The organism is Streptomyces sp. NPDC037389, assembly GCF_040636475.1.
In the GTDB taxonomy this organism is placed as follows: Bacteria; Actinomycetota; Actinomycetes; order Streptomycetales; family Streptomycetaceae; genus Streptomyces; species Streptomyces hesseae.
This window is the reverse complement of sequence record NZ_JBEZUS010000022.1, coordinates 1-24,835: the sequence shown is the minus strand read 5'-3', so window position 1 is coordinate 24,835 and position 24,835 is coordinate 1. Positions and strand designations below refer to the sequence as shown.

The 24,835-nt window shown below is 70.2% G+C and carries 30 protein-coding genes and 1 pseudogene; 16 read left to right on the top strand and 15 right to left on the bottom strand.

The features are described from left to right. Positions 1-19: 19 nt before the first annotated feature. The 4 genes from AB0E98_RS31455 to AB0E98_RS31440 are packed head-to-tail and all read right to left on the bottom strand — an operon-like array spanning position 20 to position 2,158. Positions 20-481 (bottom strand): hypothetical protein, encoded by a 462-nt coding sequence (locus AB0E98_RS31455; protein ID WP_361709310.1) that lies wholly within the window; start codon positions 479-481, stop codon positions 20-22. Beyond that, entirely contained in the window at positions 478-1,008 is a 531-nt protein-coding gene (locus AB0E98_RS31450; protein ID WP_361709308.1) for a dCTP deaminase, read from the bottom strand. The genes AB0E98_RS31455 and AB0E98_RS31450 overlap by 4 nt, the downstream gene beginning before the upstream one ends. A 44-nt stretch (positions 1,009-1,052) precedes the next feature. After that, complete coding sequence (locus tag AB0E98_RS31445; protein ID WP_361709305.1) at positions 1,053-1,577, bottom strand: deoxycytidine deaminase; 525 nt, start codon at positions 1,575-1,577, stop codon at positions 1,053-1,055. After that, on the bottom strand, positions 1,574-2,158 hold the full coding sequence (locus tag AB0E98_RS31440) for an ATP-binding protein (protein WP_361709304.1): 585 nt from the start codon (positions 2,156-2,158) through the stop codon (positions 1,574-1,576). Before AB0E98_RS31440 ends, AB0E98_RS31445 begins: the two co-directional genes overlap by 4 nt. A gap of 244 nt (positions 2,159-2,402) precedes the next feature. On the opposite strand from AB0E98_RS31440, the gene AB0E98_RS31435 reads away from it, so the two are divergent. Beyond that, positions 2,403-3,638, top strand: a complete 1,236-nt coding sequence (locus AB0E98_RS31435) for a helix-turn-helix transcriptional regulator (RefSeq protein ID WP_361709301.1) — start codon at positions 2,403-2,405, stop codon at positions 3,636-3,638. Between the two features lie 36 nt (positions 3,639-3,674). Here AB0E98_RS31435 and AB0E98_RS31430 read toward each other — a convergent pair whose 3' ends face one another. The 8 genes from AB0E98_RS31430 to AB0E98_RS31395 form a co-directional block, all read right to left on the bottom strand. Then, positions 3,675-4,157, bottom strand: a complete 483-nt coding sequence (locus AB0E98_RS31430; RefSeq protein WP_361709299.1) for an HIT family protein — start codon at positions 4,155-4,157, stop codon at positions 3,675-3,677. 14 nt (positions 4,158-4,171) lie between these two features. Further along, complete coding sequence (locus AB0E98_RS31425) at positions 4,172-4,606, bottom strand: nucleotide pyrophosphohydrolase (RefSeq protein WP_361709297.1); 435 nt, start codon at positions 4,604-4,606, stop codon at positions 4,172-4,174. A 152-nt stretch (positions 4,607-4,758) separates the two neighbouring features. Beyond that, positions 4,759-5,604, bottom strand: coding sequence for a hypothetical protein (locus AB0E98_RS31420; RefSeq protein ID WP_361709294.1), 846 nt, complete (start codon positions 5,602-5,604; stop codon positions 4,759-4,761). Next, positions 5,588-6,484 carry an aldo/keto reductase gene (locus AB0E98_RS31415; protein WP_361709292.1) on the bottom strand — a complete coding sequence of 299 codons (897 nt, stop codon included), beginning with the start codon at positions 6,482-6,484 and terminating at the stop codon, positions 5,588-5,590. The genes AB0E98_RS31420 and AB0E98_RS31415 overlap by 17 nt, the downstream gene beginning before the upstream one ends. After that, on the bottom strand, positions 6,481-7,656 hold the full coding sequence (locus AB0E98_RS31410; RefSeq protein WP_361709289.1) for a cupin domain-containing protein: 1,176 nt from the start codon (positions 7,654-7,656) through the stop codon (positions 6,481-6,483). Before AB0E98_RS31410 ends, AB0E98_RS31415 begins: the two co-directional genes overlap by 4 nt. Before the next feature lie 14 nt (positions 7,657-7,670). Further along, positions 7,671-7,805: a hypothetical protein gene (locus AB0E98_RS31405; protein WP_361709286.1), complete on the bottom strand. Its 135-nt coding sequence runs from the start codon at positions 7,803-7,805 to the stop codon at positions 7,671-7,673. Between the two features lie 99 nt (positions 7,806-7,904). Next, positions 7,905-8,144, bottom strand: a complete 240-nt coding sequence (locus AB0E98_RS31400) for a hypothetical protein (RefSeq protein ID WP_361709283.1) — start codon at positions 8,142-8,144, stop codon at positions 7,905-7,907. Then, complete coding sequence (locus tag AB0E98_RS31395) at positions 8,141-8,320, bottom strand: hypothetical protein (RefSeq protein ID WP_361709281.1); 180 nt, start codon at positions 8,318-8,320, stop codon at positions 8,141-8,143. The genes AB0E98_RS31400 and AB0E98_RS31395 overlap by 4 nt, the downstream gene beginning before the upstream one ends. 210 nt (positions 8,321-8,530) lie before the next feature. On the opposite strand from AB0E98_RS31395, the gene AB0E98_RS31390 reads away from it, so the two are divergent. Beyond that, the gene (locus AB0E98_RS31390) at positions 8,531-9,781 is read left to right on the top strand and encodes an XRE family transcriptional regulator (protein WP_361709279.1); all 1,251 of its coding nucleotides are present in this window, start codon (positions 8,531-8,533) and stop codon (positions 9,779-9,781) included. A gap of 23 nt (positions 9,782-9,804) precedes the next feature. Further along, a complete protein-coding gene (locus AB0E98_RS31385) occupies positions 9,805-10,335 on the top strand; it encodes a GNAT family N-acetyltransferase (RefSeq protein WP_361709438.1) in 531 nt (176 codons plus the stop codon). A 46-nt stretch (positions 10,336-10,381) separates the two neighbouring features. Here the strand turns inward: AB0E98_RS31385 and AB0E98_RS31380 are convergent, their stop codons facing one another. Further along, complete coding sequence (locus AB0E98_RS31380; RefSeq protein WP_361709277.1) at positions 10,382-11,071, bottom strand: hypothetical protein; 690 nt, start codon at positions 11,069-11,071, stop codon at positions 10,382-10,384. A gap of 173 nt (positions 11,072-11,244) precedes the next feature. Beyond that, positions 11,245-11,577, bottom strand: coding sequence for a hypothetical protein (locus tag AB0E98_RS31375; RefSeq protein WP_361709275.1), 333 nt, complete (start codon positions 11,575-11,577; stop codon positions 11,245-11,247). Between the two features lie 216 nt (positions 11,578-11,793). On the opposite strand from AB0E98_RS31375, the gene AB0E98_RS31370 reads away from it, so the two are divergent. The 6 genes from AB0E98_RS31370 (at position 11,794) to AB0E98_RS31345 (ending at position 20,192) form a co-directional block, all read left to right on the top strand. Beyond that, positions 11,794-12,039 carry a hypothetical protein gene (locus tag AB0E98_RS31370; RefSeq protein ID WP_361709274.1) on the top strand — a complete coding sequence of 82 codons (246 nt, stop codon included), beginning with the start codon at positions 11,794-11,796 and terminating at the stop codon, positions 12,037-12,039. Between the two features lie 284 nt (positions 12,040-12,323). Then, positions 12,324-17,075, top strand: coding sequence for a hypothetical protein (locus AB0E98_RS31365; RefSeq protein WP_361709271.1), 4,752 nt, complete (start codon positions 12,324-12,326; stop codon positions 17,073-17,075). Next, complete coding sequence (locus AB0E98_RS31360; RefSeq protein WP_361709268.1) at positions 17,075-17,812, top strand: hypothetical protein; 738 nt, start codon at positions 17,075-17,077, stop codon at positions 17,810-17,812. Before AB0E98_RS31365 ends, AB0E98_RS31360 begins: the two co-directional genes overlap by 1 nt. Positions 17,813-18,089: 277 nt before the next feature. Continuing rightward, on the top strand, positions 18,090-18,446 hold the full coding sequence (locus AB0E98_RS31355) for a GNAT family N-acetyltransferase (protein WP_361709267.1): 357 nt from the start codon (positions 18,090-18,092) through the stop codon (positions 18,444-18,446). Positions 18,447-18,687: 241 nt separating this feature from the next. Beyond that, positions 18,688-19,233 (top strand): hypothetical protein, encoded by a 546-nt coding sequence (locus tag AB0E98_RS31350; RefSeq protein WP_361709264.1) that lies wholly within the window; start codon positions 18,688-18,690, stop codon positions 19,231-19,233. After that, positions 19,230-20,192, top strand: a complete 963-nt coding sequence (locus AB0E98_RS31345; RefSeq protein WP_361709261.1) for a hypothetical protein — start codon at positions 19,230-19,232, stop codon at positions 20,190-20,192. The genes AB0E98_RS31350 and AB0E98_RS31345 overlap by 4 nt, the downstream gene beginning before the upstream one ends. A gap of 57 nt (positions 20,193-20,249) precedes the next feature. Here the strand turns inward: AB0E98_RS31345 and AB0E98_RS31340 are convergent, their stop codons facing one another. After that, complete coding sequence (locus tag AB0E98_RS31340) at positions 20,250-20,690, bottom strand: hypothetical protein (protein ID WP_361709258.1); 441 nt, start codon at positions 20,688-20,690, stop codon at positions 20,250-20,252. 238 nt (positions 20,691-20,928) lie between these two features. Between AB0E98_RS31340 and AB0E98_RS31335 the strand changes: the two genes are divergently transcribed. The 7 genes and pseudogenes from AB0E98_RS31335 to AB0E98_RS31305 form a co-directional block, all read left to right on the top strand. Beyond that, a complete protein-coding gene (locus tag AB0E98_RS31335; RefSeq protein WP_361709257.1) occupies positions 20,929-21,144 on the top strand; it encodes a hypothetical protein in 216 nt (71 codons plus the stop codon). Between the two features lie 20 nt (positions 21,145-21,164). Then, entirely contained in the window at positions 21,165-22,241 is a 1,077-nt protein-coding gene (locus AB0E98_RS31330; protein ID WP_361709254.1) for a hypothetical protein, read from the top strand. A gap of 4 nt (positions 22,242-22,245) precedes the next feature. Then, positions 22,246-22,554 carry a hypothetical protein gene (locus AB0E98_RS31325; protein ID WP_361709253.1) on the top strand — a complete coding sequence of 103 codons (309 nt, stop codon included), beginning with the start codon at positions 22,246-22,248 and terminating at the stop codon, positions 22,552-22,554. A 482-nt stretch (positions 22,555-23,036) separates the two neighbouring features. Next, a complete protein-coding gene (locus AB0E98_RS31320) occupies positions 23,037-23,417 on the top strand; it encodes a hypothetical protein (protein ID WP_361709250.1) in 381 nt (126 codons plus the stop codon). Between the two features lie 91 nt (positions 23,418-23,508). Next, entirely contained in the window at positions 23,509-23,883 is a 375-nt protein-coding gene (locus AB0E98_RS31315) for a hypothetical protein (protein ID WP_361709248.1), read from the top strand. Between the two features lie 328 nt (positions 23,884-24,211). Beyond that, positions 24,212-24,577, top strand: coding sequence for a DUF3846 domain-containing protein (locus AB0E98_RS31310; protein WP_361709246.1), 366 nt, complete (start codon positions 24,212-24,214; stop codon positions 24,575-24,577). Next, positions 24,541-24,835: pseudogene (locus tag AB0E98_RS31305) on the top strand (hypothetical protein); the annotation flags it as partial. The gene AB0E98_RS31310 and the pseudogene AB0E98_RS31305, both read left to right, overlap by 37 nt.

Sequence of the window (24,835 nt, the reverse complement as noted above, 5' to 3'; positions counted from 1 at the left end):
CGCAGTGGTTCTGGGCCCGTCAGGAGACGGGCGGCCACTTGGTGCCGACGTACTTGTGCGGGAGCAGGCCGGTGACCGGCGCCAGCACGCCCTGGCCGCCGTCGGCAATGACGGCGTGCAGGCCGGGGCCGTGGTCGAGCAGCAGCTCGCGGCACAGGCCGCAGGGCGGCACGATGCGCGCCAGCGGCGGCTCGGAGGGCTTGGGGTAGCGGACGGCGGCCACCACCAGGAGCTGGGCGCTGGTGGCCAGCCGGGCGGCGGACAGCGCGCCGGCCTCCGCGCAGACCGCCGCCCGGCCGACCATGGCGTCCACGTGCAGCCCCAGATGGATGCCGCCGTCGGCGTCCAGGAGCGCCGCCGCGATCTGGTGCCGCGCCAGCACGTAGCGGGCGCTGATCGTCTCGAAGGCGGCCGCGACCAGCTTGCGCGCCGTGGGATCGGAGCAGGACAGCGAGGGGTCCTCGACCCGGCGGCCGGTCACCGGCCCGCGCCCACGGCATCGAGGTGGATCTGCGACGGCTGCGGACCCCGCGAGTTCTGGTACTTCCCGTCGTACAAGACGATCCTTCCGCGCGGCCGCCAGAAGGTCACCTGCGCCAGGCAGTCGCCGGCGTGCACGCGGACGGGCTGTACGGCGTGGAACTGGAACGTCGTCTGCCCGATGGACCCGATATCGATCAGGTCCGCCGTGACGTGGACGAACAGGCCCAGACGCGCGGCCGCCGAGCGTGAGCGGATGATGGGCACGAGGTGCTCGCTTCCCAGGCGCTCGACGCTGGAGCCCAGGTAGATCCGGTCCGGCTCCAGGACGAACCCCTCGTCCGGGATCTCGACCTCCGCGAAGGCGTTCGCCTGACGGGTGTCCAGGACCTCCCCGGTGTAGTAGGCCAGGGTCGGGCCGAGCGCGAGGTCGTAGGAATTCGGCTGCACGCGCGCCGGGTCGAACGGCTCCAGGACAAGCCGCTGATTCTCACGCTCACGCGCGATCTGCGGTCCAGTCAGGATCACAGCAGCTACCCCCTTTGTGGTGAGTGGGAAGACGCCGCCAGCGGTCAGCGGACGGCGGCCAGCAGGCCGGCGGGCGGGACGGTGGCTTCACTGATCCGGCCGAAGTGACCGCCGTACGGCAGATGAACACCGACCGTGCTCCAGAAGGTCACCTGTCCGGTGACCATGCCGGGGTAGACGCGAAGCGGCTGGACGACCTTGATCTCCAAAGTCCACCGGTGGCACGACCCGAGATTGCCGAGGTCGGCGCTGAACTGGAGGAACATCCCCAAACGGCCCAGCGAGGACCGGCCGATCAGCGACGGCACGAACTCCTCGCTGCCGATCTCCTCGACCGTCGTGCCCAGGTAGACCCGGCCGGGCTTGAGCACCATGCCGCCGGCCGGGATGGTGACCTCTTCCAACTCGTGGTCCGCGTGCGTGTCGATCACCGCAGAGCGGTGCGTACGCAGCGTGGCGCCGAGCCGGTAGTTGTAGGAGACGGGGTTGAGCTGGTCGAGGGTGAACGGCTCGATGGTCAGCGCTCCCCTGCGACGCTGACGCGCGATCTCCGGCCCGGTCAGGATCACCGCAGCAGCTCCTTGGCGATCTGCGCCGCCTGCTCACGCAGCTCCTGGAGGGACCCGGCGTTCTCGACGCGCCGCCAGGGCGCCACCTCCAGCGGCGCCTCGGTGGGGTGCTGCTCGTCGCCGGGCGTCAGGTCGGCCCGCGCTTGCTTGCGGGCCCGGCGCAGTTCCTCCGGCGCGCTGATCTCCACGAGGGCGAACCCCAGCCGCGTTACCGCCTCCGCGTCCGGCGCGCGGAGGTCGTCGCACAGCAGCACGGCCGACGGCTTGACCCGTTCGGCGTGCCGAACGCGCTGACCGAACGCTTCGGTAAGAGCGTGGGGGTTGATCTGGCGCAGGTGCGAGCCGAGGAAATTCAGCAACTGCCCGTCCTGCTCGTGGCCCTCCAGCAGGGGCCGGCCGGCCACCGCGTAGACCACGGACTGGAGCTCGTACAGGGGCGCGGCGAGCTTCAGCGTCAGCACCTCAGCGCCGGCCCGGGACACCTCCTGTGCCAGCAGTTTCACGAGGGTGGTCTTCCCGGCGCCGGGAAGACCGTTCAGGGCGACCTTGGGCATGGCGGCTCCTTCGAACAGCTCGGGCATGCCGGACCCCTGGAATCACACGGACCGGCGTATCGGCCGGCCTGCGGAGCATCCCGCTCGGGGCCCGTGCCAACGATGATGGCCGCCCACGGGGCCTGCGGACAGGGATCTGTTGTCCGCGCCTGTCCGCAACCCGGCTCGGACACCTGTCGGCATCCGCCACCATGGGTGTGTGCTGGTCGCAGCGTCGCGGGAGGGTCCGCATCGCGCGTACGCAAGGGACGATCAGACCTTGGAGGTAGCGATGCCGGATACCAGCCAGCAGGACTTCGCCGCGGAGCTACGGCGGCTCCGAGGAGAGATGACCCTGCGGGAGCTCGCACGCCGGGCGTGCTGCAGCAAGAGCCTCATCTGCGACCTCGAACACCGAAGGCGCCCCCCGACACCCCAGATCACGCGTGCCCTGGACAAGGTCCTCGGGGCGGGCGGCAAACTGGTCCTACTGGCCGAAGCCCAACGACAGCGCTCGAGCGAGGAGACAGCAACGGCCCCCCGCAGTGCCGTGTACGACCTCCTCCGGGAATGGGATGACGTGTTGCGCAGGGACTTCCTCAAGAAGAGCGCCGGCGCCGTCGGCGCCGCCGCCGTCACGAACCTCGGGATCAGCGCCACGACCGCCAGCAGCCACGAGCTGATGGACGCCCACCACGCCCTGCGCGCCGCCCACGGCCGCCTGGACAACCTGCGCGGAGCGGCCACCGTGTACGCACAGGCCGTTGAACACCACCACCAGGTCCTCACCTGGCACTCCGCCGCGCACACCGTGGCGGAACGGCGGCAGATCGCCGCCCTCGCGGCCGACACCGGCGGATTCGTCGGCTTCCTCACCTACGACCTCGGCATGGCCGAGAACGCCGCCGCCTACTACCACGACGCCGCCGGCCACGCCCGCTACGCCGGCGACCTGTCCTCCTGCGCCAACCTCATCGGGCAGATGAGCCGCATCCTGGGCGACCAAGGCCACACCCGCCGCGCCCTCGACCTCGCCGACGGCGCCCTGCAGCTCTCCGGCACCAAAGCCCACCCCGCCGTACGGTCCTGGCTGCACGCCATACGCGCCTACCACCACGCCGGCCTGAACGATGCACGCGCCGCCCAGAGCGACCTCAACCGCTCCTGGGCGCTGCTCGAACGCGCCGAAGACGGCGAGAAGCCGCCCTACATCGGCTACCTCAGCGCCGCCGAGCTCGGAAAATGGACCGGCCACGCCATGGTCCGCCTCAGCCGCACCACCCCGTCCTTCCTCACCACGGGCAAGACCGCGCTCGACGAAGCCCGCGCCACCTGGCCAGCCGCGATCGTCCGCGGCTCCGCCGAGATGCTCACCGCCAGCGCGCACATCTACGCCGCCCGCGGCGACCAGGACGAGGCGACCGACCTGGCATCCCGCTCCGTCGCCATCGCCACAGCCACCGGATCAGCAAGGAACCTGCGCGCCGCCCTCACCGCCCAAGCCCAGGTTGCCGCCCACACCGCATGAACCCTGGCGCCGGCCGAAAGGCCGCCGCCACGAGCATCATCGTCTTGCCGCTGCAAGCGCCTGACGAAGCCGTGCCGCCGCTTCGCCACGCTCCTCCGGGGCATACGTCAGCACTCCGTTCTCCGCCATCAACGCGTGGTGCTGCTGCCGCTCATACGGAACACCGGGCGGCAGCCCGGCAATGTGCCAGTGCAGATGAGCATTGCCTTGCTGACTGCCCAACGACAGCAGATAGGTCCGCTCCGGCGCGAAAACCTGCTCCATGGCACACGCCACGGTGCGCACGACCCGCATCAGCCGTAGGTAGGCGTCCTCGTCAAGGTCCCGGACAGCATGCTCAATGTGCGCCTTCGGCGCCACGAGAACCTTGCCCGGCAACGTGGGCCACCGGTCCAAGAACGCCACATGCTCATCATCCTCGAACACCAACTCGTGGACGTAGTCAGGATCTCCCGCCAGGAAGGCGCACACGAAGCAGGGCCCCGTCCGCGCCCGGACCACGTAGGCGTCAAGATCCATCGGCCGCAACTCCATCAACCCATGTCCGCCCGGTCAGACGACGCTCCTGTCTGGGGCGGCGCACCGGACGGCGCGAGCTGGGCACTGATCGCCGTATCGAGGTCCGACATGGTCCGAAGGAAGGCCCCGCACAGATCGACGTCGTAGCGGTACGCCAGGATCAGCACCGACCACAGACAGTCGGCGAGCTCGTGCTCGAGCGCCGCATGACCGCCCGCCACGTCCCGCGCTCCCTCCTCGGCCATGACGAGCTTGGCGAGATCACCAACATCCCCCACAAAACCCAGCATGAACTCATCTCGCCGCCAGACCCGGCCACGCTCGCGCCGGTTCAGCCGGTCATAGAGATCATGAATCTGAATCGCCCGCTCTTGCAGTGCGCCAAAATCCAACAGGCCCTCCCGCTCCAGTCCGTGCAGCTGATGATCCCCACTCCCCCAAGAGGTCATCCACGCTGACACCCTCGTCCGTGTGAACTTCCACCCAGGACATCAGTTCCTCTGTGAAAGCCACCGCAGTGAGGCAGCCCTGATCCCAGAACGCTGGGCGTCGCTGGTTCAAGTGGTCGGGCTCGTTCCTGGGCCGGGAACCGAGAGATCGCCTATGCCGAGGCCCGGGCGCAGGCGTGCAGCTGCTCGACCCATGCGTGCAGGTGCTCGGCCAGCTCTGCGTTGTCGCCACGGGCAACCGTCTGGAGGAGCTCGGCGGCGATCGTTGCCTCGCCCGCCCAGGCAGTGGGTGTGCCGAGTTCGGGAAAGGCGGTGCGGACGCGGGTGGCGAGGTCGGGCTGGTGGAGGCTGTAGGCGTAGAGGGTGGCCTGGTCGTAGCCGTAGGGGGCGCGGCCCCAGCCTTCCCAGTCGAGGATTCGCAGGGCGGGGGCGGTGAGGTTGGCCCAGTGCAGGTCACCGTGGGCCGTGGTCCAGGTGATGGTGTCCGGTGCGCGGACGCCGAGGAATTGGGGCAGGGCCCGGTGGAGATACTCCTCGCGAACCGCGATCCGCGTGGTGGCCACGCCTGCCACGGTGTCCAGAGCGCCGCGCAGGTCGGTCCACCATCCCGGGAGGGGGTCGACGGTGGTGCGCGGGATGGGGTCGGGGGAGATAACCGGCGCGTCGATGTGTTCGCTCAGTTCGGCCCGGTAGACGGTGCCGTCCGCGTTGGTGTCGTGGAGGGCCAGGAGCCTGGGCCGGTGCCCGCCGAGAGCCCCGAACGCCATCTCCGCCGTGGCGTTGCCTTCCCAGAGCTTGCCCGACGCCTTCGCTTCAGGGGCGGTGGTCAGGCGCAGCCACACCCGGCGGCCACCGGTGAGGGCGCCGGCCCGGCCGAGGGTGCGCCCGGCCCATCCCCAGAACTCGCCGCCGCCCAGGGCGATGTCCAGGGCGGCGGCAGCGTGGTCGTGGTGGGCGCGCATGCGGGCGGTGGTCGCGGGGTCAGGAGGCGAGTACATCGGTGATCTTCCTGAGTCGGTGGCCCTCCAACGGTAGGTCGAGAGCTGCCTGGGCCTGGGCCCAGTGGGCGGGTGTGCTGGCCGAGAGCAGGACGACGTCGAGGCGGGGCGTTGACGCGGCGGCCAGGAGGCAGGCCGCGGCCGGTGAGAGGCCGGGGTGGATGAGGTCGGCCAGGTCCGGTGTCACGAGGGCGGGCAGCTCGCCGCCGTGCAGCGGCGCGGAGCCGAACGTCGTCAGGCCCGCGGCGTCGGCCTCGACGAGCGAGCCGAGCCCGGCCAGGGCATGACGGATCGGAGTGTCCCTGACGAGACTGACCGGCTGCTGCAGCGCGATCAGATGGTGATCCGCTCCGCCGGCGGCCTGCCGGGCGAGCCCGACCAACTCTCCCACCGTGAACATCCCCGCGTCGAACCCCGACCAGGTCGCCACCCCGTACCCGTCGATCCGCCCGGCGTCGGCGACCTCCTCCAGCACAGCGAACGCGTCCCGGATACGGGCATGGATGGCCGCCCGGCCCCGGCCCGCCCGCTCGGGGTTATGGACGAAGACCACATCGGCGCGCCCCAGGTCGGCCAGCGACTTGTGCGTCTGCCACCGCACGAAGCCCGGATCGAGACTGTGCCCGGCGGCGGCCTGCCGCGAGCTGAGCACCCCTTCCCTCACCGCCGCTTGCCGCTGCGCCGGGATGACGAATCCCGTCTTCGTCGCCACGTGCACGCCCGGGTGGTCGGCGAGGACGGGCGCGAGCAGGCCGTGGGCCCTGCCACCGGCGTAGTTCGGCGCGGTGTCCACCCACACCGCGCCGCCCGCCAGGGCGGTGCGCGCCGCCTGGTCGACGGCGCGCACCCGATGGGTCCCCAGGCCCAGGACAGCGGTCACCGGCTGGTCCCGGTGACGGCGACGGCCTGGCCCTCAACCAGCTCCTGGACCAGGCCGGCGATGTCGTTCACGCCCACGCCCGCCGCGGCCGCGAGCTCTCCGAGGGTGTGCTCGCCGCCCCCGACAAGCATCTGCAGGGCGGGGCCGGCGGCCGGAGCGAACTCGTAGACATGGCTGGCCGCCGCCAGGTGGGCGGTGTCGTCGTCGAGGGTGAGCACGGCGCGGGCAGTCGTCATCCGCACCCGCAGCCGGGGATCGGCCGGGACGCCGTCCAGATAGGGGAGGCTTGGGGACATCCGGCCCAGGGCCTGCCCGTCCTGGTGAGCGCGGTACCGGGCGATCAGGCCAGGGTCGGCCAGCTGCTCGGCGACCAGCATGCCGATCCCGGCCACGACCGCCGCCTGCTCCTCGGGCGGCCCCAGCAGGGGCAGATCGGCACGGAAAGCCTCGTGTGCGACCAGCTGGTCGCACACGAAATGCAGCAGGTCGGTGGAGGTGTGGGGCTGGGCACCGAAGGTGACGTGGAGGCTGCGCACGCCCTGGTCGGCGCTGACGCTGTGCCACCAGCCGCGCGGCACATAGAGGAGATCCCCGGGGCGGAGCACGAGGTCGGCGACCGGCTCGCCAGTCGGCGGCTCGGGCGCGGCGGTGTCGCGGTGCAGCGGGTACGGCCGGGTCGGGCCGTAGATCCGCCACCGCTTGGCGCCGTCGATCTGGACCACGACGACGTCATGGGTGTCCCAGTGGCAGCCGAAGCCCTCGGTGGCCGTCCATGAGGCGTACACGTTGGCCTGCCATCGGGTGCGGAAGACCCGCTCCAGTTCTTCGGCGGCCTCGCCGAGCGGGCGGTGGAGTTCGTCCGCGGAGTCCAGGGCTATGGATGCCCCGTCGGCGAGCCGGGCGTGGAAGGCCGCGGGGTGGAGCCGGTCCCATACGACGTGGCGCCGGGTGACCTCCGGTGCGCTGATGGCCAGGGCCGGCAGGGTCTCGCCTCCGCGCGTCAGGCGCAGCCGGGGCGGCTGGAGACGATGAGTGGCCAGGATGTGGTTGAGGTCGTCCCAGCTCAGCAGCCCGGAGGCGTCGACGGCGCCGGGCTGGTGGTGGTAGTCGCGGTGTAACGCCTGGGCGAGGAAGTCCTCGCCCAGGCGCTCCGCGATGCGCAAAGGAGTCATCGCGGCGGGGACTCCTAGTCGTTGCCGTCGGACTTGCCGGTGCCGCCGCCGTCGCCCGGGATGGTGTCCTGCCGCCGGGCGGTGGCGATCAGCTTCTTCGAGCGCAGCAGTCCGCCGGAGACGGCGGTGCTGGTGCTGGTGTCGGCCATGGGAACTGAACCTCCATCTGGTCACAGGACGGACATCCGCTGTCCGTCCTCGGGTTTCGCCCTGCCCGTGACCACGGGCAGGGGAGTCGGTGAAGCGACCTACGCGCTCCGCGTCTTCTTGCGCTGGTCGGTGGCCCGCTCGAGCTGGGTGAGCAGAGACGCCATCGCGTCGGGGTCCAGGACCAGGAGGCTCTCGGCGCGGGTGCCGTCGCGGAAACAGACGGTGACCGGGACTGCGGCCTGCTCCGCCCGAGCGTCGTAGGTCACGTCCCGCCGGCGGGTGACGACCTGCGAGACGAACACCGGGGCCCGGGTAGCGGCGGCGGGCGGCGTGGTCATCGGACCTCCCCGGGCCCGGAGTCCGGCAGCGGGAGCGACAGCGCGATGTCTCCGTAGTCCTGGCCGTCGTCGGACGCGGGCGTCTGGTCGGGCTGGTCGGGCTCCGAGGGCGGCTGGGAGGCCTGCGCGGCGTTCAAGTACGGGTAGGACCTGGCAGTGCCGGGGAAGACGATCATGGGTTCGGCTCCACATCATGAGGGCGTGGCCGACCGCCGGGGGATTGACCGTCACCGGCGGCCCGCCATGCGAAGGGGTGCACAGACAGGCAACCGCTCACGGGCGGGTCGCGCCCCTATCGGAGACCGGCTTTCTGCCCGCACGGCCCCTATCGGCTTGACGCTCCCTTTACCCGTCTGGGGAGGTGCCCGGGTCTACCGTGAGGCGCCGTGAGTACCGAGCGGATGCGCAATGAGCTGCTGGTCGAGTGGATGTCCGAGCAGGGGCTGAGCGCCGCCGGTCTGGCCAAGGCACTGAACGCGCAGATTGGTGCGGTGACCGGACGGGTGGGCAGGCTCACCGAGGGGACCGTCCGCAAGTGGCGCTCCGGGGAGATCCGGTGGCCCCGGGCCGTCCAGCGCATGGCCCTCACCCAAATCAGCGGCCGCCCTGCCGCCGACCTGGGGTTCGTCCACCCGTCCGCACACTCGGGGGAGGATGCCGTGCTGCGCCGTACGTTCTTCACCGCTTCCACCGGCGCCGTCGCGGCGGCCGCCGTCCCTCTGATCGCCCCCCGCCCTGCCGTAGGCAGCAGCGACGTCCTACGGCTGAAGGGCCAGATCGCCCAGCTGACCGTGCTCGATGACCAGCGCGGCGGCCAGCAGGCCATCGAGGCCGCCTCACTCGCCGGAGCCCAGAAGGCTCTGGAACTCCAGCAAAAGCCCGCCACCGACCGCATCCGCCGCCGCCTGTACGCCGTGGCCGCCGACTATGTCGGCCTCGCCGCCTGGTGCAGCATCGACGCCTGCGCTCCCGACCGCGCTGCCCGCCACCTGGAGCGCGCGATGACCCTCGCCGGCCTCGCCCAGGACTCCACCGCGCAGTTCCGCATCTGGCACTTCATGAGCATGCTCTCCACCCAGCGCGGCGAGCACGCCCATGCCCTCGCCGCCGCACAGGCCAGCCGGGCTACCGGCGTCGCCCGCCGCGACCACCTGCTCGCCTCCCTGGCTCACGCCCGCACTGCACTCGCCCATGCCCGACTCGGCGACCACCAGGCCGCCCGCCGCAGCGCCGGCTACGCCGAGACCGCCCTCGCCAAAGCCCAAGACCTCCCCCGCCCCGACTGGCTTGCCTTCTATACCGAAGGCGAACTCGACGGGCTGGCTGGCGTCACCCTCGCCCAGGCCGGCAACCACCAGGAAGCCGAAGCCCGCCTCTACAAGTGCCTGGCCGCACTCCGCCCCGACCAGCACCGCAACCGCGCCCTCTACAGCGCCTACATCGCCCTCGAGCAGCTCGCCCAGGGCGACGCCGACGCGGCCGTCGACACCGCGCTCAAGGTCGCCGACATGCCCACCGCCGCCACCGGACGCACGGCCCAGCTCCTCACCATCCTCACTACAACTCTCACCACCGCCGCACGCGGATCGGACGCCGCCCGGACCTGGGCCGACCACACCCGCACCGCCACCGTCTGAGAAAAGGACATCGAGCGTTGACCGTGATCCTGCGCCGCTACGACCACACCCACGCCACCGAGCTCCGCGAGGTGCTCCTGGACGTCCATGACCAGTGCTACGCGGAATCGGAGAACCGCGACGGCTTCGACAGCCGTGAGCGGTTCGCCCAGTTCGTCGACGGCTGGTCTCAGCGGTCCGGCTGGGACTGCATCGTCGGGTACGACGGCGACCAGGCCGTCGGCTTCGCCTACGGCGCCCCCCTCACCCCCGGCACCCCGTGGTGGACGAAGGTCGCTGGCCTGGACCCCACCTTCACCCGTGAGACCGGCACTCGCACCTTCGCCGTTTCTGAGGTGATGGTCCGCCCCCAGTGGCGCAAGACCGGCACCGCCGCCCGCCTCCACGACGAACTCCTCCACACCCGCCCCGAAGAACGCGCCACCCTCCTCGTCGACAGCACCCACCCCAAGGTCCGCGCCCTCTACGAGGACTGGGGCTACAAACCCGTCGGCACCAGCCAGCCCTTCCCCGACTCCCCCGTCTTCACCGTCATGATCCGACCCCTCTCATAAACGTCCTCACATGGCTGAACTCGACCGCGAGGTCGTCCCCGCCCCGTCAGGACACGAGTCCACCCTGCAGGGCGTCCATACGGCCCAAGACCGTGCGCAAGGCGCTTTGAGCCGACTCTCCCCCGGTGCGCAGCACCTCGATGAGCTCCTGTCCGACCCAGACGGCCTGGTCAGGCGCTCCTATCCGGTGCCAGCAGGCGTAGGCGCGCTGGGCGGCGCCCCAGTAGGCGGAGCTGTGCAGCCCGGCCCATCCCTGAGCGGCTTTCAGGTAGAGCTCGCACGCGGCTCCGGGCAGGCCCGCGACGAACGTAGCGTGCGCTCGGAGCTCGACGGCGCGCCAGCTGTACGGGTGGCGCTCTCCGTACGCGGCAACGATGTCGGCTTCGAGCTGGCCTGCTGCTCCCATCGCAATGTGTTCGCGGCCGGCTTCGATGTCGGTGACGATGGCCGTCACGCGCTCGCGGAAAGCGGCGGGGGGGCGCTCCCCTTCGGGGTCGGTGTCGAAGACGCCCTTCGTGGCCTCTTCGATGGTGCCGGAGGGGTGCACCAGGAGCCGCCATACCTTGCCGTCGGGGTCGGTGGCTTCGACGTGGACTGTGCGTGCTTGATGGGCGGCCAGGCGCGTGAGGTGCAGGAGCGCCGCGGCTCGGGCGGTGTCCAGTGCCGTGCCTTGCTCGGCCACCTCTGTGCCAGCGACCCAGGCTCGTCCGTCTTCAGCGAGGAGTACCTGCACCACCTGCGCAGTTCGTGTCACCGCTGTACCCCCTCGCACTGGCCGCCGACTACGCGTGGCAGCGGGACCCTGGGCCCTGCTCTCCTGTCGGGCGCTGGGCGCGCCATCGTCGTAGGCGGCTGTATTCGATGGTCGAATAGCCAAACACTAGTTGGGTTGCCGGTGGCCGGATGCACTCATGGGGAGGTGCCTTCGTCTTCCACAAATGAGATGCCGGCGCTGAGCGCGCTCCATACCGACCCGCTGGTGTGGCCGCGCACGAAGATCTCCTCGTCTACCTCCCCGCTGCTGGACCAGACGATGCGCAGGTGATGTGACGATTTGCATTGATTCCTGTAGTTCAGGTTGGTGTAGAAGAAGCCCGGAACCGTTGCCCAGGAGAAGCAGCCCTCGACCCCACGGTCGGCATCACCGGTCGCGTACGGGCCGTTCAGGGCCAGGATGAGGGCGGCGAATGCGGCGCAGCTCAGGACCGTCATGGCGGTGCGGCGGCGGATCGGCGAGACCACGAGACCTCCAGGAAGCGTTCGGCACCTGGAGCAACGCCTGCTGCTCGGCATCGGCACGGCGTCCAGATGTCGGGGCTTCCAGGGTCCCGGCGGTGCTGCTGGAGCGGGCGGTGGCAGAGTGTCAGGAAACTCAGAGACTCGCGTATGGGGAGTTCCAGTTCCACCGAAGATCACGGTAGGGTCTGGAAATGTCTGTACGCATGAAGGGAGGGGTTCATGAGTAAGCGCCCTGGCTTTCCTCACCGGGTCACGCTGGATCTGACCGTCGAACAGTTCGAGGCCATGACCACGGCGATAGATGAGGCTGGCGGTTCGATGGCGGACTACATGCGAGCGCTCATCGAGCTGCACGAGCAGGACCAGGACCTGGCCGATCGCACGGCCAAGAAGGTCCGGGACATGCGAGCGATCCGTCGCGAGACCCGCAGGGCCCGCCTGTCCGGAAAGCTGTCGGCCGCATGAGCCCCTAAAAACGTCGCGGGGCCCCCGGCACCACCCGGAGACCCCGCGCAAGCTGACCGCAACACCCCTCCGCACAGCTGTTCCCAGCTGTCGGCACGCTTCCAACGTGTGACGCAAAAGGCCGCTACCAACGGCCCCTGAGTGCGTTGCTGTCCGCCCAACAGTTTCGAAGGGTACCAATGCTCGCCCCCTCCGCCGAGAGCGCGGCGTCTTTCGACCGATTTGTTTCAGCCGCAGAGGCGACTGGATCACGGATCGCATACGTCCGGCAGCACAAAGCACAGATGCAGTGCCCGGCGCACGACGACTCCCAGCCGTCGCTGTCCGTCGACTACAAGAGCGCGGACCGCAAGACCGTCGTCTGGTGCCACGCCGGGTGCCACACCGAGGACGTCGTGGCCGCGGTCGGCCTGAAGCTGTCCGACCTGTACGACGACCCGATGCCGGAGGAGAAGAAAACCCAGCGGTCGATTCCCCGCGCCCGGGGCACCAGCGTCAAGCGCAAGGCCGGGGCGAAGGTCACCCAGAAGAAGGACACGAAGCCGTCCTGCGAGGGCCGGTTCACCGAGACCGAGCGCTACCCCTACGTGGACGCGGACGCGGTGATCGTGGGGGAGAAGATCCGCCGCGAGTGCACCGGCTGCCCGGTCTGCCAGAAGGACGGCGGCAAGCCGGGCAAGCGGATCTCCTGGGAGCGCCCAGCCGCCGACGGCGCGGGCGTCGAGCGGAAGATGCCGGAGAACGCCCCGCTCTACCGCCTGCCCGCGCTGCTCGCCGCGCCAAGGGGCTCCACGGTCTACCTGGGCGAAGGCGAGAAGGTCGTCAAGGCGTGCGAGACGCTGGGCCTGCTCGCCACGACGAAGCCCGGCAGCGCCTCCAGCAAGTGGAACCCCGACCACACGCCGGTGCTCGCGGGCCAGCACGTGGTGATCCTCGCCGACCGGGACGAGCCCGGCTACAAGTCCGCCCGCGAGGCCCGGGACGCGCTGCTGGCCGAGGTGCTGACGGTGACCGTGCTCCAGACCCCTCTGGAGGCCAAGGGCGCGGACATGGACGACCACGTCGCCGCCGACCTCGGCGTCGACGACCTCGTGGCCGTTCCCGGCCTGGACGACGCCCAGGTGCTCACCCACCCCACCGCCCAGGCCTCCGAGGTCCCCGCGCCCCCGGGCCCGGGCGAGCCGATCCCCGGGGATGACGGGCGGCCCAACCGGCGCGACGAGTACGCCGTACGGCATGGGGAGATCGTCAAGGTCTCCCGGAAGGTCATCGGCACCGATGACGACCACCAGCTGCTCTACGACACCAGCTTCGATGTGATCCTCGGCTGCGTGGCCCGGATCGTACGGGTGGAGAACCGGGACCTGGGCACCAGCGCCAAGGACCAGCCCAACCGCACGACGACCCAAGCCGACCACGACGACGTCCTGCCGGAGACCCCCACCACCGGCTACGTCCTGGAGCTGACCCACCCCAAGCACCTCGACCAGCCCGTGCTCATGCGGGTGGCGCGTAAGGACTTCGAGGACGGCCGGTGGCTGCACGACCTGCCCTGGCCCAACGTCTACTACCGCGGCAACCGCACCGCCATCGCCCAGATCTGCAGCGCCATCCGCTCCCTGAGCGAGGACGCGGTCCGCGTCCCGGTCTACGCCGCGACCGGCTGGCGGCGGCTGGACGACGACCGCTGGATGTACGTGCACGCCGGCGGCGGCATCACCGCGGACGGGTTCGTGCCCCTGCACACCCGCTTCCCGGGCCGGCTGGCCCTGATGGCGCTGCCCGAACCGGCCGCCGACCCGGCAACGTTGCGCGAGGCGGCTCTCGCCTCCCTGTCGCTGCCCGGTCACCTGCCCGAGTACGCCCTCGTGGCGATGCTCGGCCTGGCCTACCGGGCTCCCTTCGGCCGCTGCCCGTCCTCGGTGTGCCTGACCGGCCTTCCCGGCTCCGGCAAGACCGGCGTGGGCACCGTGGTCCTGCACCACTTCGCGCCCGATCTGGACCGTACCGAGTCGCTGCTGTCCATCAGCGACACCGGCTCGACCCAGCTGGGCGCCACCGAAGTGCTCTACCGCATGCGCGACGCCCTGGTCATGGGCGACGACAGCGCCCCCGACCGCTCCGTCCGGGACGCCGCCGTGCGCACCTCCCGCCTGGGCCGCACCCAGTACAACGGCGAGGGCCGGCTCAGGTTGAAGTCGGTGGACGGCGAGCTGGAGCTCGACGAGCAGCGCGGCCCGCGCGGCAGCTTCATCCAGACCGCCGAGGTCCTGGCGAGCACCCAGTCCGCCCAGGAGCGGATGTTCACCATCCAGATGGCGCGCGCCGAGATCGACATCGACGCCCTGGCCCGGCTGTCCGGGCCCGAGACCGCCCGGGCGTGCGCGCTGCTGATCTCCTCCTACATCCGGTGGATCGCCACCGACTACGAGAACCTCCACCGACAGGTCCGCCGCCTGGCCGACACCTACGCCTCACACCTGCGCGCCTACTGCGGCGACCGCCCCGCCGAGCACCTGGGTCAGTTCGCGACCGGCTGGCACATGATGCTGCGCTTCCTGACCGAGTCCGGTGCCGCGACCGTGCAGGAGACCTCGGCCTGGTGGGAGACCGCCTGGTCCGCCCTGCTGGTCGCGGCCGACCGCGAGCGACTCCTGCTGGAGAACCAGACCATGCACCGACGCCTGCTCGGCTATCTGGCCACCGCCTTCAACGGAAAGATGGCCCACCTGGTGGGCCCGGACGGCAAATGCCCCTCCGACCACGCCACCGCCCTGCGCTACGGCTGGATGACTACCGACAACTCCGCCGAAGGCGCCGTTCCCTCCGGCACACCCGTGCTCCGGGCGGGAGGCACGCAGATCGGCGTGGTCACCACGGTCCGCGGTGAGGACGGGCTGCTGACTGAACGGCTGTGGCTGGACCACCAGCAGGCCACCCGCATCGCCCTGCGCGTCGCCGCCGAGCTGCAGGAGTCCTTCACCGTCACCTCGAACGTCCTGACCGAGGCGCTGCGCCAGGCCAAGGTCATCGAGGTCGAGCACGAGTCGACGAAGAATGGACGGTGGGTCAAGGCACGCCGCCCGATGCCCGGCGGCCGCCGCCGGGTGTGGGACATGCCCGCCTCGGCCGTCACCGACCACGAGGACGGCGAAGGCCCGGACGGCGGCAACGGAGCCGCGCGGCCGCCCGCTCCGCCCGCCCCGCAGCCCGACGCGCTCTTCGACTGGCCCCCCGCACCGCCCGTACCCGACACCAACACCTCCACGCCCGCCCCGGCCACCAAGGCCCCGGTCGCGACCGCGAAGCCGACCCTGCCCGCCCAGCCGGTGGGGGCGGCAGGGGAGGAGCAGCCGCAGCTGCCCCTCGATGAGACGCCTGCCGCAGCCGGGTCTGTACCCGCGACGCCTCCGGCGGCGCAGCAGAAGCAGCACGAGGCCGAAGCCCCGGCACCGCAGTCCGCCACAGAGTCCGTCGAGGCCCTGACGCCGTACTACGAGGAGGACCAGACTCCCGAGCCCCAGGACCCGGAGGAGGACGCCCAGGTGGCCCCTGAGCGGCGTCCATGGCGTGCTGCGGTGGCCGTGGCCGACGTGGACGGCGTCTACCTGCCCGACGGCACCACCGTGCCCCTTCCGCCCCTGGACGAGCTGCACGCCGGCCGTCTCGCCGCTCTCACCGACGAGCTGGACCTCGGCCACGGCGGAGGAGCCCGTGGCACGGGCCCCTCGGCCCGGTGGCGCCCGGACGACGGCCAGATCTACCTGACCACCGCCCTGTGCCACGCCCTCGACCTGCCCATCCCCGAGGACGGGCCGCCCTCGGAGCGCCGCGCCTTCCTCGCCGAGCAGGCCGACCACCCCTTCCTGGCCCGCGCCCGCGCCGAGGGCTGGAACGTCAAGAGCTGGGGCTCCCCCACGCGCATCTGGCGCGAGCGCGAAGGCGGCGGACGGAACCTGTCCGCGCAGCTCGTGCTCGTCCCGCACGCCGTGCTGCACGGCGACCGGTTCCTGGAGGACGACCCCGCTCCCGCGCTGCTCGCCCAGCGCGTCCAGCAGTTGGCCGACACCATCGGCATCACCTACCGGCGCAGCGCCGCGACCACTGGCCACGAGCTGCTGCGCGCCACCCGCCCCAAGAACGGCCGCCGGGCCGACCCGCTGGCCCGCGCCGAGATGCCGACGGTGCTGATGGAGCACCGCAACCGGTACGTGGCGCAGGTCTGGGACCGCCAGCCCACCGCCGAGGAGCTCAAGCGGCGCTACGTGCTCTCCTACGACGCGCGGGCCTCGTACCTGTCGGTGTGCGGCTCCCTGGCCGTCGGCCGCGGCGAGTGCGAGCACCGCACCGAAGCCGTCGAGTTCGACCCGAAGGTGCCGGGCCTGTGGCTGGCTCGACCGCCCGCCTTCGAACACTGGGGCACGGCCGACCCCTTCGGGCCGCGCCCCGAGGACGGCGGCATGCGCTGGTACGCGACGCCGACCCTCGCCTACGCGCAAAAGGACCTCATGGCGGACCTGGAGATCGCCGAGGCGTGGGTGTGGCCGGACCACTACCGGCTGCTGGAGCCCTGGTACAAGCAGCTCTCGGCCGCCCGCAAGCAGCTGGCGCCCGGCACCGACGCCACCGTGGCCGCCACGCTCAAGGACTGCTACACCAACGCCATCGGCCTGTTCAACAGCGACCACTTGCGCGGCGATCCGCGCCGAGGCATCCCCGACGCGGACACCTTCCACCCGTACGTCCAGCAGGCCGTCATGGCGGCGCAGCAGGCGAATTTGACCCGGGCCATCGCGCGCGTGGGCGAGCTGAGCGGGCTGTGGCCGATCGCGGTCAAGACCGACTGTCTCTTCTACGTGGTCGACGACCCCGACTTCGCCACCGCCGTACCGGGGCTGAAGATGGAATCCGCGCTGGGCAACTTCAAGCCCGAGGGCGCGGCCCTCGCGGACGAGATCTTCGCCCACCTGCGGCCCGGCCGCTGGTTCCCCGCCCACGACGCGTTCACCGCGCCTGAAGACTGGAAGGTCGCCTGATGGCCATCAAGGATCAGGCCGAGGTCCTGTGGGCCGCGTGGATCGGCAAGCTCCCCCGCACCGTCCGCGAGCGCGTCGAACTCCTCGGCGGCAGCACGGAAGCCGCCCGGGCGGCAGGCGTGTCGCCCGGCACCGTCCGCCGCTGGGTTCGCGAGGAAGAGCGCGCGATACCCACCACCATGGCCATGGCCATCGAGACCATGGGCGGGGTGGAGGAGGCCGCGCGCGCGGCCGGGGTCCGGCCGCGCACCGTCAAGGAGTGGCTGCGCAAGGAGCGGCGGGGCGCCGAGGTCGGAAAGCGCCAGGCCAAGCACATGGCCAAGCTGACCACCGCCGCCACCGACAAGTACCTCGCCGCCCGCAAGCCCCAGGGCAACCAGCAAACGCTCCACAAGGCCGTCATGACGTCGCCCCGGGCGCGCCAGCAGGCCATGAGCACGCGCCGCGCCGCCCGTATGTCCACCAGCGGCGCGCACCTGTCGATCTCCGCACAGGTCGCGGTCGACACCGGCCGGCGTCAGGACGTGCGCTGGCGCGAGATCGACCTGAACTTCCGCGGCAACATCATGCAGGCGCCGACCCAGGAGTTCCTCAAGGGCCGCGACAAGGAAGCCATCGACAAGCTCTCCGACGCCTTCGGCAGCCACTACGCCGTGGGCACCGGCTGGCACTTCCGCGAGATCCGGTCCATGCGCATCCGAGAATTCGGCGCGGGCCACGGCCAGACCTTCGGGTAACGGCCGGGGACGAGAAGGGGCCGGCACCCGATCCGCCGAAGCGGGTGGCAGGGGTGCCGGCCAACCGGAAACCCATCCCGAAAGGGAGCAGGATTCGCCTCCAGCGTAGCGGCTGGGCAGCCCCTCCCCGGCTGCGGGCGCCCGGTGCGGCGGAGACCGTCCATGGACGTCGCCCTTGGTGCCTGGGTTATCTAGCCGGTAGATGTGTGCGGGCCGCACGAGTACGGCAAGCCCATGACACCACCCATCGCCCCCAGTCGAATTGAAAAGAGCGTTCATGGACCAAGCACCGATGTCATGGGCCGATGCCCTGGCCGAAGAGATACGGACCAGCTATCCCGGCGTGCGCCTTGAACTCGGAATCGATCCCGGTCCGTATCTCGTGCTGTTCTGGATCCTCCTTCCGGAGAGCGAGCGGGAGAAAGGGCTCGGGACTCGCGTCATGGAGCACATCACCGCCGCGGCCGACCTACGTGGTGTACCAGTGACACTCAGCCCAAGCGGGAATTTCGGTGGGGACCCGGAGCGGCTGCACGCGTTCTACCGACGCCTCGGCTTCATCACGAACACCCGGCGCGGTGAGATCAACTCCGCTAGGGAGAGCATGGTCCGCCTCGTGCCGCGCAGCTGCTGACACGACTGGTGCCGCCTACCACTGACACTCTCGTGTCGTCCGACACGTCGAACGGGCCGCGGCCACGCGGGCGTGACAGCCGAGGTGGGCAGTCGATCGGCATGGATTCGGCCACTGCGCGTGATTGCCCGACGGATCCCGGACGGCTGTGGGTACGGTCGATCAGTTTGACGGTCGACGACGGCCGTCGGTGGGAAGTGTCCGATCGGCGTCGCGCCGTATCGCGGGTGGGGGTGATTCGGTGGGCAGCACCGAGCAGGAGATAGAAGAACAGTTCGCGCAGATCCAGCGGAAGGTCGAGGCCCGCCGGGCCGAGGTGCTCAAGCACTCCGCCGACGACGACCAGTTCGCAGCGGAGTACGCCCTGCTGGTGTACGCCACCGGCGACCTGGTGGAGTTCGAGAAGACCATCCCCGAGCGGCTGGCCGAGCCGGAGCGCAGGCGCAGCGAACGCATCGTGGCGTGGGCCTGGCGCGGGCAGGCGGTCCTCGGCGCGGCGCTGATCGCGCTCGTCTTCGTCCTCGACCGCTCCTGGTGGTGGCTGGCCCTGCTGCTTCCGCACTTCGGGGGCACGGTGGCCGGCTGCTTCCAGACGATCGACGCGGACCGGCACCGCGACCGCCGCGCCGGGGCCATCGCCCTGCACGTGACCGGGGCCCTGGTCGCGCTCATCAGCCTGAGCGTGCTCAGCCGGTGGTTCCTGATCGCCGTCGCCCTGGGCTGGATGGTCGCCGCCGGCGCCTCCATGGACACCCAGGACACGGCCGAGAAGGGGGCGCGGCGGTGAGCGACGACTACAGCTACCAGGTCACCCGCCTGGAGAGCCGGACCGGCTCGGTGGAGAACGAACTCTTCTCCCTGCGCTCCAAACTCGGCGACGTCGACGACCTCGACGACGAGCTGCGCCGCATCCGCAGCGAAATCGGCAGCGTCGAGGACGACGTCAGCAGCGTCCGCAGCGACCTCTCCGAGCTGGACGACGACGTACGCGGCCACATCCACGACACCGAGCAAGCCCTCAAACGGCTGACCGGCCGCGTCCAGGCCCTCGAAGCCCACCTCCTCGCCGCCCAGGGCGCTCCCCAGGCCGACCTCGACACCATCGACCCCGAGTGGAAGAAGCTCGCCAGGACCGCCACCCACGGCTGGCACGTACGCTCCGGCCTGCTCAGCGACCACCAGCGCGACGCCCACCGCCGCCAGGTCCTCCACTACGAAGGCGCCCTCGAAGAGCGCGACGAGCACCGCAGCAAGGTGATCGAAGCCGCCGGGATCCTGGCCAGCACACCGCACGGGGCACCCGAGTTCAAGCAGGCCGTCATGGACTTCGGCACCTCCCGCAGCCTCGCGGAGAGCCATGAACAGCGGGCCCGGCACCTGGCCGGCCCGGCCAAGACCGCACAGGCCGCCCTCGCCCAGGACGACGTGCTCCGGCAGGCGAAGACATCGCTGATCGACCAGGGAGACAAGGCGCAGAAGAAACTGGAGTGGCTGCTGCGCGGCCGTCTGGCCGAGGCGGTCAGTCGCCGGGCCCTGCTGCCCATGTGGTTCGTCACCGTCCTCGGCCCAGTGCCCCCGGCGGACAAGACGCAGGAGTGGATGGACCTGGCCACCCAGGTGATGCTCTACCGCGTCACCTACGAGGTCACCGACCAGGTCGTCGCGCTCGGGCCGGAGCTTGCCGAATACGCGGCGCGCCGGACCGCGTGGCACAAGGAGCTGACCAGGGCTCTTCGCCGCTGGTAGCTGCCCATGCCCGCCCTTGAGGCCGCAGCCCCGGCACACCGGGGCTGCGGCCTCGGCTCAGGACTCGGCGATGCCGTGGGCCGCCAGTTCGCCGAAGCACGGTACGGCCAGGACCGTGGTAACTCCGATGATGGCCGACAGGGAGATGTGAGCGTCCCCGAGGGTCGCCGCCGTGAGCTGAAGGCCGGTGAGGACGGCTGCCGTGCCCCACATGATCACGCGGGGGAGCAGCGCCAGGGTCACGTTGTTCTCGGCGATGAGCAGCGGTATGGCCGACAGCAGGGCGAGCACGGCGAAAATGAGGGAGACCACGAAGGCCACCATGCCGTCCCACGACCGGTAGTGGGCAAGGGTGTAGGTCATCGAGCCCATGAATATGAAGGCCGACAGCACTGCGCTGGCGCAGCCGATCAGTGCGATGAACGCCATGCCGTTCAGCGATGCGAGGGCGGCGCCCGCCTCACTGCTCTTGCTGTTCCCGGGTTCTGCGGCGGTCAAGGGAATTCCATCTCCGTTCACGGACAGGTCTCAGGCCGCTGCGGGTCGAGCGGCCCCGGCCGAGGGTAAAGGGCCGACGCCCGTCCCGTACACGACATCTCGCGCCTTCCTCCCGGCACCAGCGCCCCTCCATCGCGCGCCACCCTTCCTGGTGACACCAGAAGCGGATACTGTTTTACCTCCTGTGGGCCAGTGACAGCCCCGACCGGAACAGCCCATCCCTCACCCGGAGGACACGATGCGCGGACAACGCGTGCAGCTCACGGCCGAGATCGAATCCCTCGGCGTCACTGCTCACCCCGGCGACCAAGGAACCGTCATCGAGCTCCACACCCCCGATGTGGACCCCGAGACCGGCAAAGAACACCGCTACCTCACCGTCCAGATGGACGACGGCCGTATCCAGCATCCGCGGACGGACGAGGCCACCGTCCTGCCCGACGGACAGCCCTGACCGGAAGGACCCCTGTCCTCATGATCCGCGCCGGACGGCGGCACCTCGTGCGCACGCTGGACGACCTCGCCAAGCTCGAAGGAATCTCAAAAGGGAGGTACCTGACCAAAAAGCTACACAAGCGCCCCGGCCACCCCCTCCCGATCAACGGCTCAGCAGGCGCCACCACCAAGCAGATCTACGATGCCGAGCAGGTCGAGGCCTACCGCGCCAACGCCCCCGTCCCGCCCCTGCCGGACAGCGACCAGGACGACGACCTGCTCGACCGCACCGAGGCCCCCACAATCCTCAAGCGCCCGGTCTCGCCCACATCCTGGGACAGCTACAAGCGCGACCCCCTCCTGACCAGCCACGTCCAGGTCATCGGCGGCATCGAGCACTGGCCACGCCACATCGTCCTGGCCTGGGACGCCGCCCGGCCAGGGCCAGGCAGCGGCGGCGGCCGCCCCCCGCGCACCGGCGACCTGATCCCACGCGAGCTCATCCACCCCCGCACCGCGGCCCTCCTGGACCACGACCCCGCCGTCACAGCCGAGGCCGTCGCCGACGAGCTCGGCGTCCACCCCGACACCGCCACGCGCGCGCTGGTCTCCGCCCGCGCCGACCGCGTACGCGACCTCCTCCTCGCCGACGAACCCGACCCCACCCCCGAGGAGATCAGCAGGCGCCTCGGCTTCCCCCTGCGCACCGCCCGCACCGCCCTGGCCACCGCACAGGCCCAGCAACGCGCAGCCGCCGCCGCACACTATGTCGAGCCCGTCGCCGAGGCCCTGGACGACGCCTTCGGCGTCACCGACTTCCCCGGCATCCTGGTACGCCCCGGCGCCGTCTGCGCTGCCATCCTCACCCTGGCCACCGGGGCACCGACCGGCCTCCTGGTCTGGGACGAGCGCTACGGATGGCGAACGGCCACGGCGCGCCCCAGCACCGTACGCGGAGAGGCCACACCCCCCACCGGAAACAGGATCGGCTACCTCACCCACAGCATCACCCCCGCCCCGGACACACTCATCAGCGCGCTGCGAGACCGGCGCACTTGGGCCCGCAGACCACGAACGAACACAGCAGCCCAGAGCCCATCCCATGCGGGAAACTGACGCAGTGACAACCCAGCAGCCCCAGAACTCACGCCCTTTCGGCCACGGCACCGACCGCAGCGGCGTCAGCGCCCCCATACGCGGCGGCGTCAACACCCTCATAGCCCGCTCAGCGGCCGAGCAGGTCTCCACCCTCCTCGCCGCCGCCCGCACCGTCCCCGTGCCCGCCGGCGTTCTCCAGGCCGTCGTCGTGCTGCTCGAGGAGCTCAAGAGCAATACCGACCCCGCAATCCGCGAGGCCGCGACCGCCACGATCAGCGGGATTGAGGACGCCATGAGAACCGCCCCGAAGGTCGCCCCGCCCAACCACTGACGACCCCGTTCCGGCCCTCTCCTCACCTATCCCCTGCGCCTCCCAGGCATCCACAGCCCGGGAGGCGCAGCGCTGCTTCCCCCAGCACGCCGCCGTCCCCGCCCTGGCGGCCGCCACCTGCCCCTCGAGCGCGGGTATCTGACACTTGCCCAGGAACTGACGCCCTGCCGCGTGCCAGCTGCGGGCCGCTCACGCGTTCCTCTGCACCCGCCACTGCACAGACGCCGCCCGGCAGCGAAGCCGCCACGCCTACTGGCCTACACATGGTAGGCCAGTAGGCCACCCCCAAAACACGCCCCTGACCAGCACAAACACACCCCCACACCCCCCATGGCCTACCGGCCTACCACCCCAGAAAAAACCCACACGTACAACGCGTGTCGCACCCTCACTGTATGAGTAAACCCAGATACTGTTTTCCATGTCGGAAGCCGGTGGCAGGCAACCGACAACCGGAAACCACGAACCGAAAGGGAATTCACATGCCCGACATGCACTTCCTCGCCCTCTGCCCCGAAGGCCACTACCGCGAATTCGCCGCACCCGCCGAGGAGGTCATCCGGATCGCCGTCGTCTTCCGATCACTGGCCCCCGCACTGTCCCTCCCCCTAACCCCGCAGATCACCTTGCACTGCGCCCTCTTCGGCGACCCTCTACCGAACCCGCTCGCACAAGGGCTCAGCGCGCACTACGGCAGGCCCTTGCACCGGCAGCGCGGCATGGTACTGGTCAGCGGCCCCACAGACCTCCACGGCCAGGCCCAGGGCCTCACGGCCGAAGCCCGCAGCGAAGTCCTCGGCGCCCTCGACGCGATCGCCCTCAGCGGACGTATCCCCTTCCAACGCGACCACCGCAACGAGTAGGTCCAGCAGGCCGGGCCGCGCCCTTCCAGGCGGAACAGCGCAGCCCGGCCTGTCCGGATCCGCCGGCCACCACCACACCAAGCGAGGAAGCATGCTCTGCAGCCATAAACCCCAAGACCACTTCCCCAACGAGATCAGCATCCGTGCCCACGACGTCAAACCCGGCGACAAGCTCTCGTACGCGGGCGCCCTCGCTATCGTCCTCAACTCCAGCGCTGCCGACCTCGGATGGACTCACCTGTTCCTCGATATCCTCGACGAGCCCCTGGCCGTCGAGAATGAATTCGTAATCCACGTACGGCGCGATGGAGCCTGCACCATTTGCGGCCCGGACAACAAATGCGAATTCCCTCATCGGCCGGACGCCATTTGCACTCGCTGCAGCCAACCCCACGCCGATCACACCAACACCCAAGGCGCCGCTTGCCGCTCCTTCACCATCGCCTACGAGCCGCCCGACAGCTGACACGCTCGTACGACCTTGTCGTGCCCCGGCTGGCCCCGCCAGCTGGGGCACGACTCGTTCCGGCCTCGCCCTGAGGCCTGCCGCAACGCACCAACCTGCTCAGGCCTACACCCGGTAGGCCAGTAGGCCACCCCCAAAACACGCCCCTGACCAGCACAAACACACCCCCACACCCCCCATGGCCTACCGGCCTACCACCCCAGAAAAAACCCACACGTACAACGCGTGTCGCACCCTCACTGTATGAGTAAACCCAGATACTGTTTTCTATGTCGGAAGCCGGTGGCAGGCAACCGACAACCGGAAACCACGTCAACAGGGAGCACTCATGGACCGATACGCACTCGTCCTCACCCCCACCGGCCACCTCAGCGCCATCGAATGGCCAGACAGCCCCACCTCATACCTCGACACCCTGCACACCGCCATCGGCTGCACGCTCGTCCAGCGCGTCGAGATCACCGACCGGCTCACAATGTGGGTGGACGAAGAGGGGCTCTCCACCCAGCCCGACAACCTCATGAGCACGCTGCTGGTCGAGGCCTTCCGACCGGCCGAGCAGGTCTACCACGGCACCGCCGTCATCACCGGCGGCATGGACACAGAGGGCACCACCCAGCCCCTCACTCCGGAGCAAATCAAGATCGTAATCGGCAGGTGGATGAGCACCGTCGAAGAACTACTGCTCAACTGACTTCACGTCACCAGCAGTCGACCCCAAAAGAATTGAAAAAACGGAAAAGCGCTCCCCGCCGAATTCTCGGCGGGGAGCGCTTTTCCAATCCGCGAAGCGGATTGGAAAAGCTGAAACAGCCTCAACAAACAGGAGCGAATTCCGCTTTAGCGGAATTCCGCTATGGCGTTCTGCGCGAAGCGCAGAACATAAGCCCCCCCGTGCTGCGGCAGGTCTACGACCAGATGCCCAACCCCAAGTGGGTGATCTCCATGGGGG

What these genes read in the sequence shown, in the direction of transcription:
- AB0E98_RS31410 (WP_361709289.1), bottom strand. Translation starts at nt 7,656, where the DNA reads ATGACTCCTTTGCGCATCGCGGAGCGCCTGGGCGAGGACTTCCTCGCC.
- AB0E98_RS31370 (WP_361709274.1), top strand. Translation starts at nt 11,794, where the DNA reads ATGAGTAAGCGCCCTGGCTTTCCTCACCGGGTCACGCTGGATCTGACC.
- AB0E98_RS31420 (WP_361709294.1), bottom strand. Translation starts at nt 5,604, where the DNA reads ATGTACTCGCCTCCTGACCCCGCGACCACCGCCCGCATGCGCGCCCAC.
- AB0E98_RS31425 (WP_361709297.1), bottom strand. Translation starts at nt 4,606, where the DNA reads ATGACCTCTTGGGGGAGTGGGGATCATCAGCTGCACGGACTGGAGCGG.
- AB0E98_RS31400 (WP_361709283.1), bottom strand. Translation starts at nt 8,144, where the DNA reads ATGACCACGCCGCCCGCCGCCGCTACCCGGGCCCCGGTGTTCGTCTCG.
- AB0E98_RS31405 (WP_361709286.1), bottom strand. Translation starts at nt 7,805, where the DNA reads ATGGCCGACACCAGCACCAGCACCGCCGTCTCCGGCGGACTGCTGCGC.
- AB0E98_RS31365 (WP_361709271.1), top strand. Translation starts at nt 12,324, where the DNA reads ATGCAGTGCCCGGCGCACGACGACTCCCAGCCGTCGCTGTCCGTCGAC.
- AB0E98_RS31435 (WP_361709301.1), top strand. Translation starts at nt 2,403, where the DNA reads ATGCCGGATACCAGCCAGCAGGACTTCGCCGCGGAGCTACGGCGGCTC.
- AB0E98_RS31320 (WP_361709250.1), top strand. Translation starts at nt 23,037, where the DNA reads ATGCCCGACATGCACTTCCTCGCCCTCTGCCCCGAAGGCCACTACCGC.
- AB0E98_RS31360 (WP_361709268.1), top strand. Translation starts at nt 17,075, where the DNA reads ATGGCCATCAAGGATCAGGCCGAGGTCCTGTGGGCCGCGTGGATCGGC.
- AB0E98_RS31440 (WP_361709304.1), bottom strand. Translation starts at nt 2,158, where the DNA reads ATGCCCGAGCTGTTCGAAGGAGCCGCCATGCCCAAGGTCGCCCTGAAC.
- AB0E98_RS31335 (WP_361709257.1), top strand. Translation starts at nt 20,929, where the DNA reads ATGCGCGGACAACGCGTGCAGCTCACGGCCGAGATCGAATCCCTCGGC.
- AB0E98_RS31330 (WP_361709254.1), top strand. Translation starts at nt 21,165, where the DNA reads ATGATCCGCGCCGGACGGCGGCACCTCGTGCGCACGCTGGACGACCTC.
- AB0E98_RS31395 (WP_361709281.1), bottom strand. Translation starts at nt 8,320, where the DNA reads ATGATCGTCTTCCCCGGCACTGCCAGGTCCTACCCGTACTTGAACGCC.
- AB0E98_RS31315 (WP_361709248.1), top strand. Translation starts at nt 23,509, where the DNA reads ATGCTCTGCAGCCATAAACCCCAAGACCACTTCCCCAACGAGATCAGC.
- AB0E98_RS31430 (WP_361709299.1), bottom strand. Translation starts at nt 4,157, where the DNA reads ATGGATCTTGACGCCTACGTGGTCCGGGCGCGGACGGGGCCCTGCTTC.
- AB0E98_RS31310 (WP_361709246.1), top strand. Translation starts at nt 24,212, where the DNA reads ATGGACCGATACGCACTCGTCCTCACCCCCACCGGCCACCTCAGCGCC.
- AB0E98_RS31355 (WP_361709267.1), top strand. Translation starts at nt 18,090, where the DNA reads ATGGACCAAGCACCGATGTCATGGGCCGATGCCCTGGCCGAAGAGATA.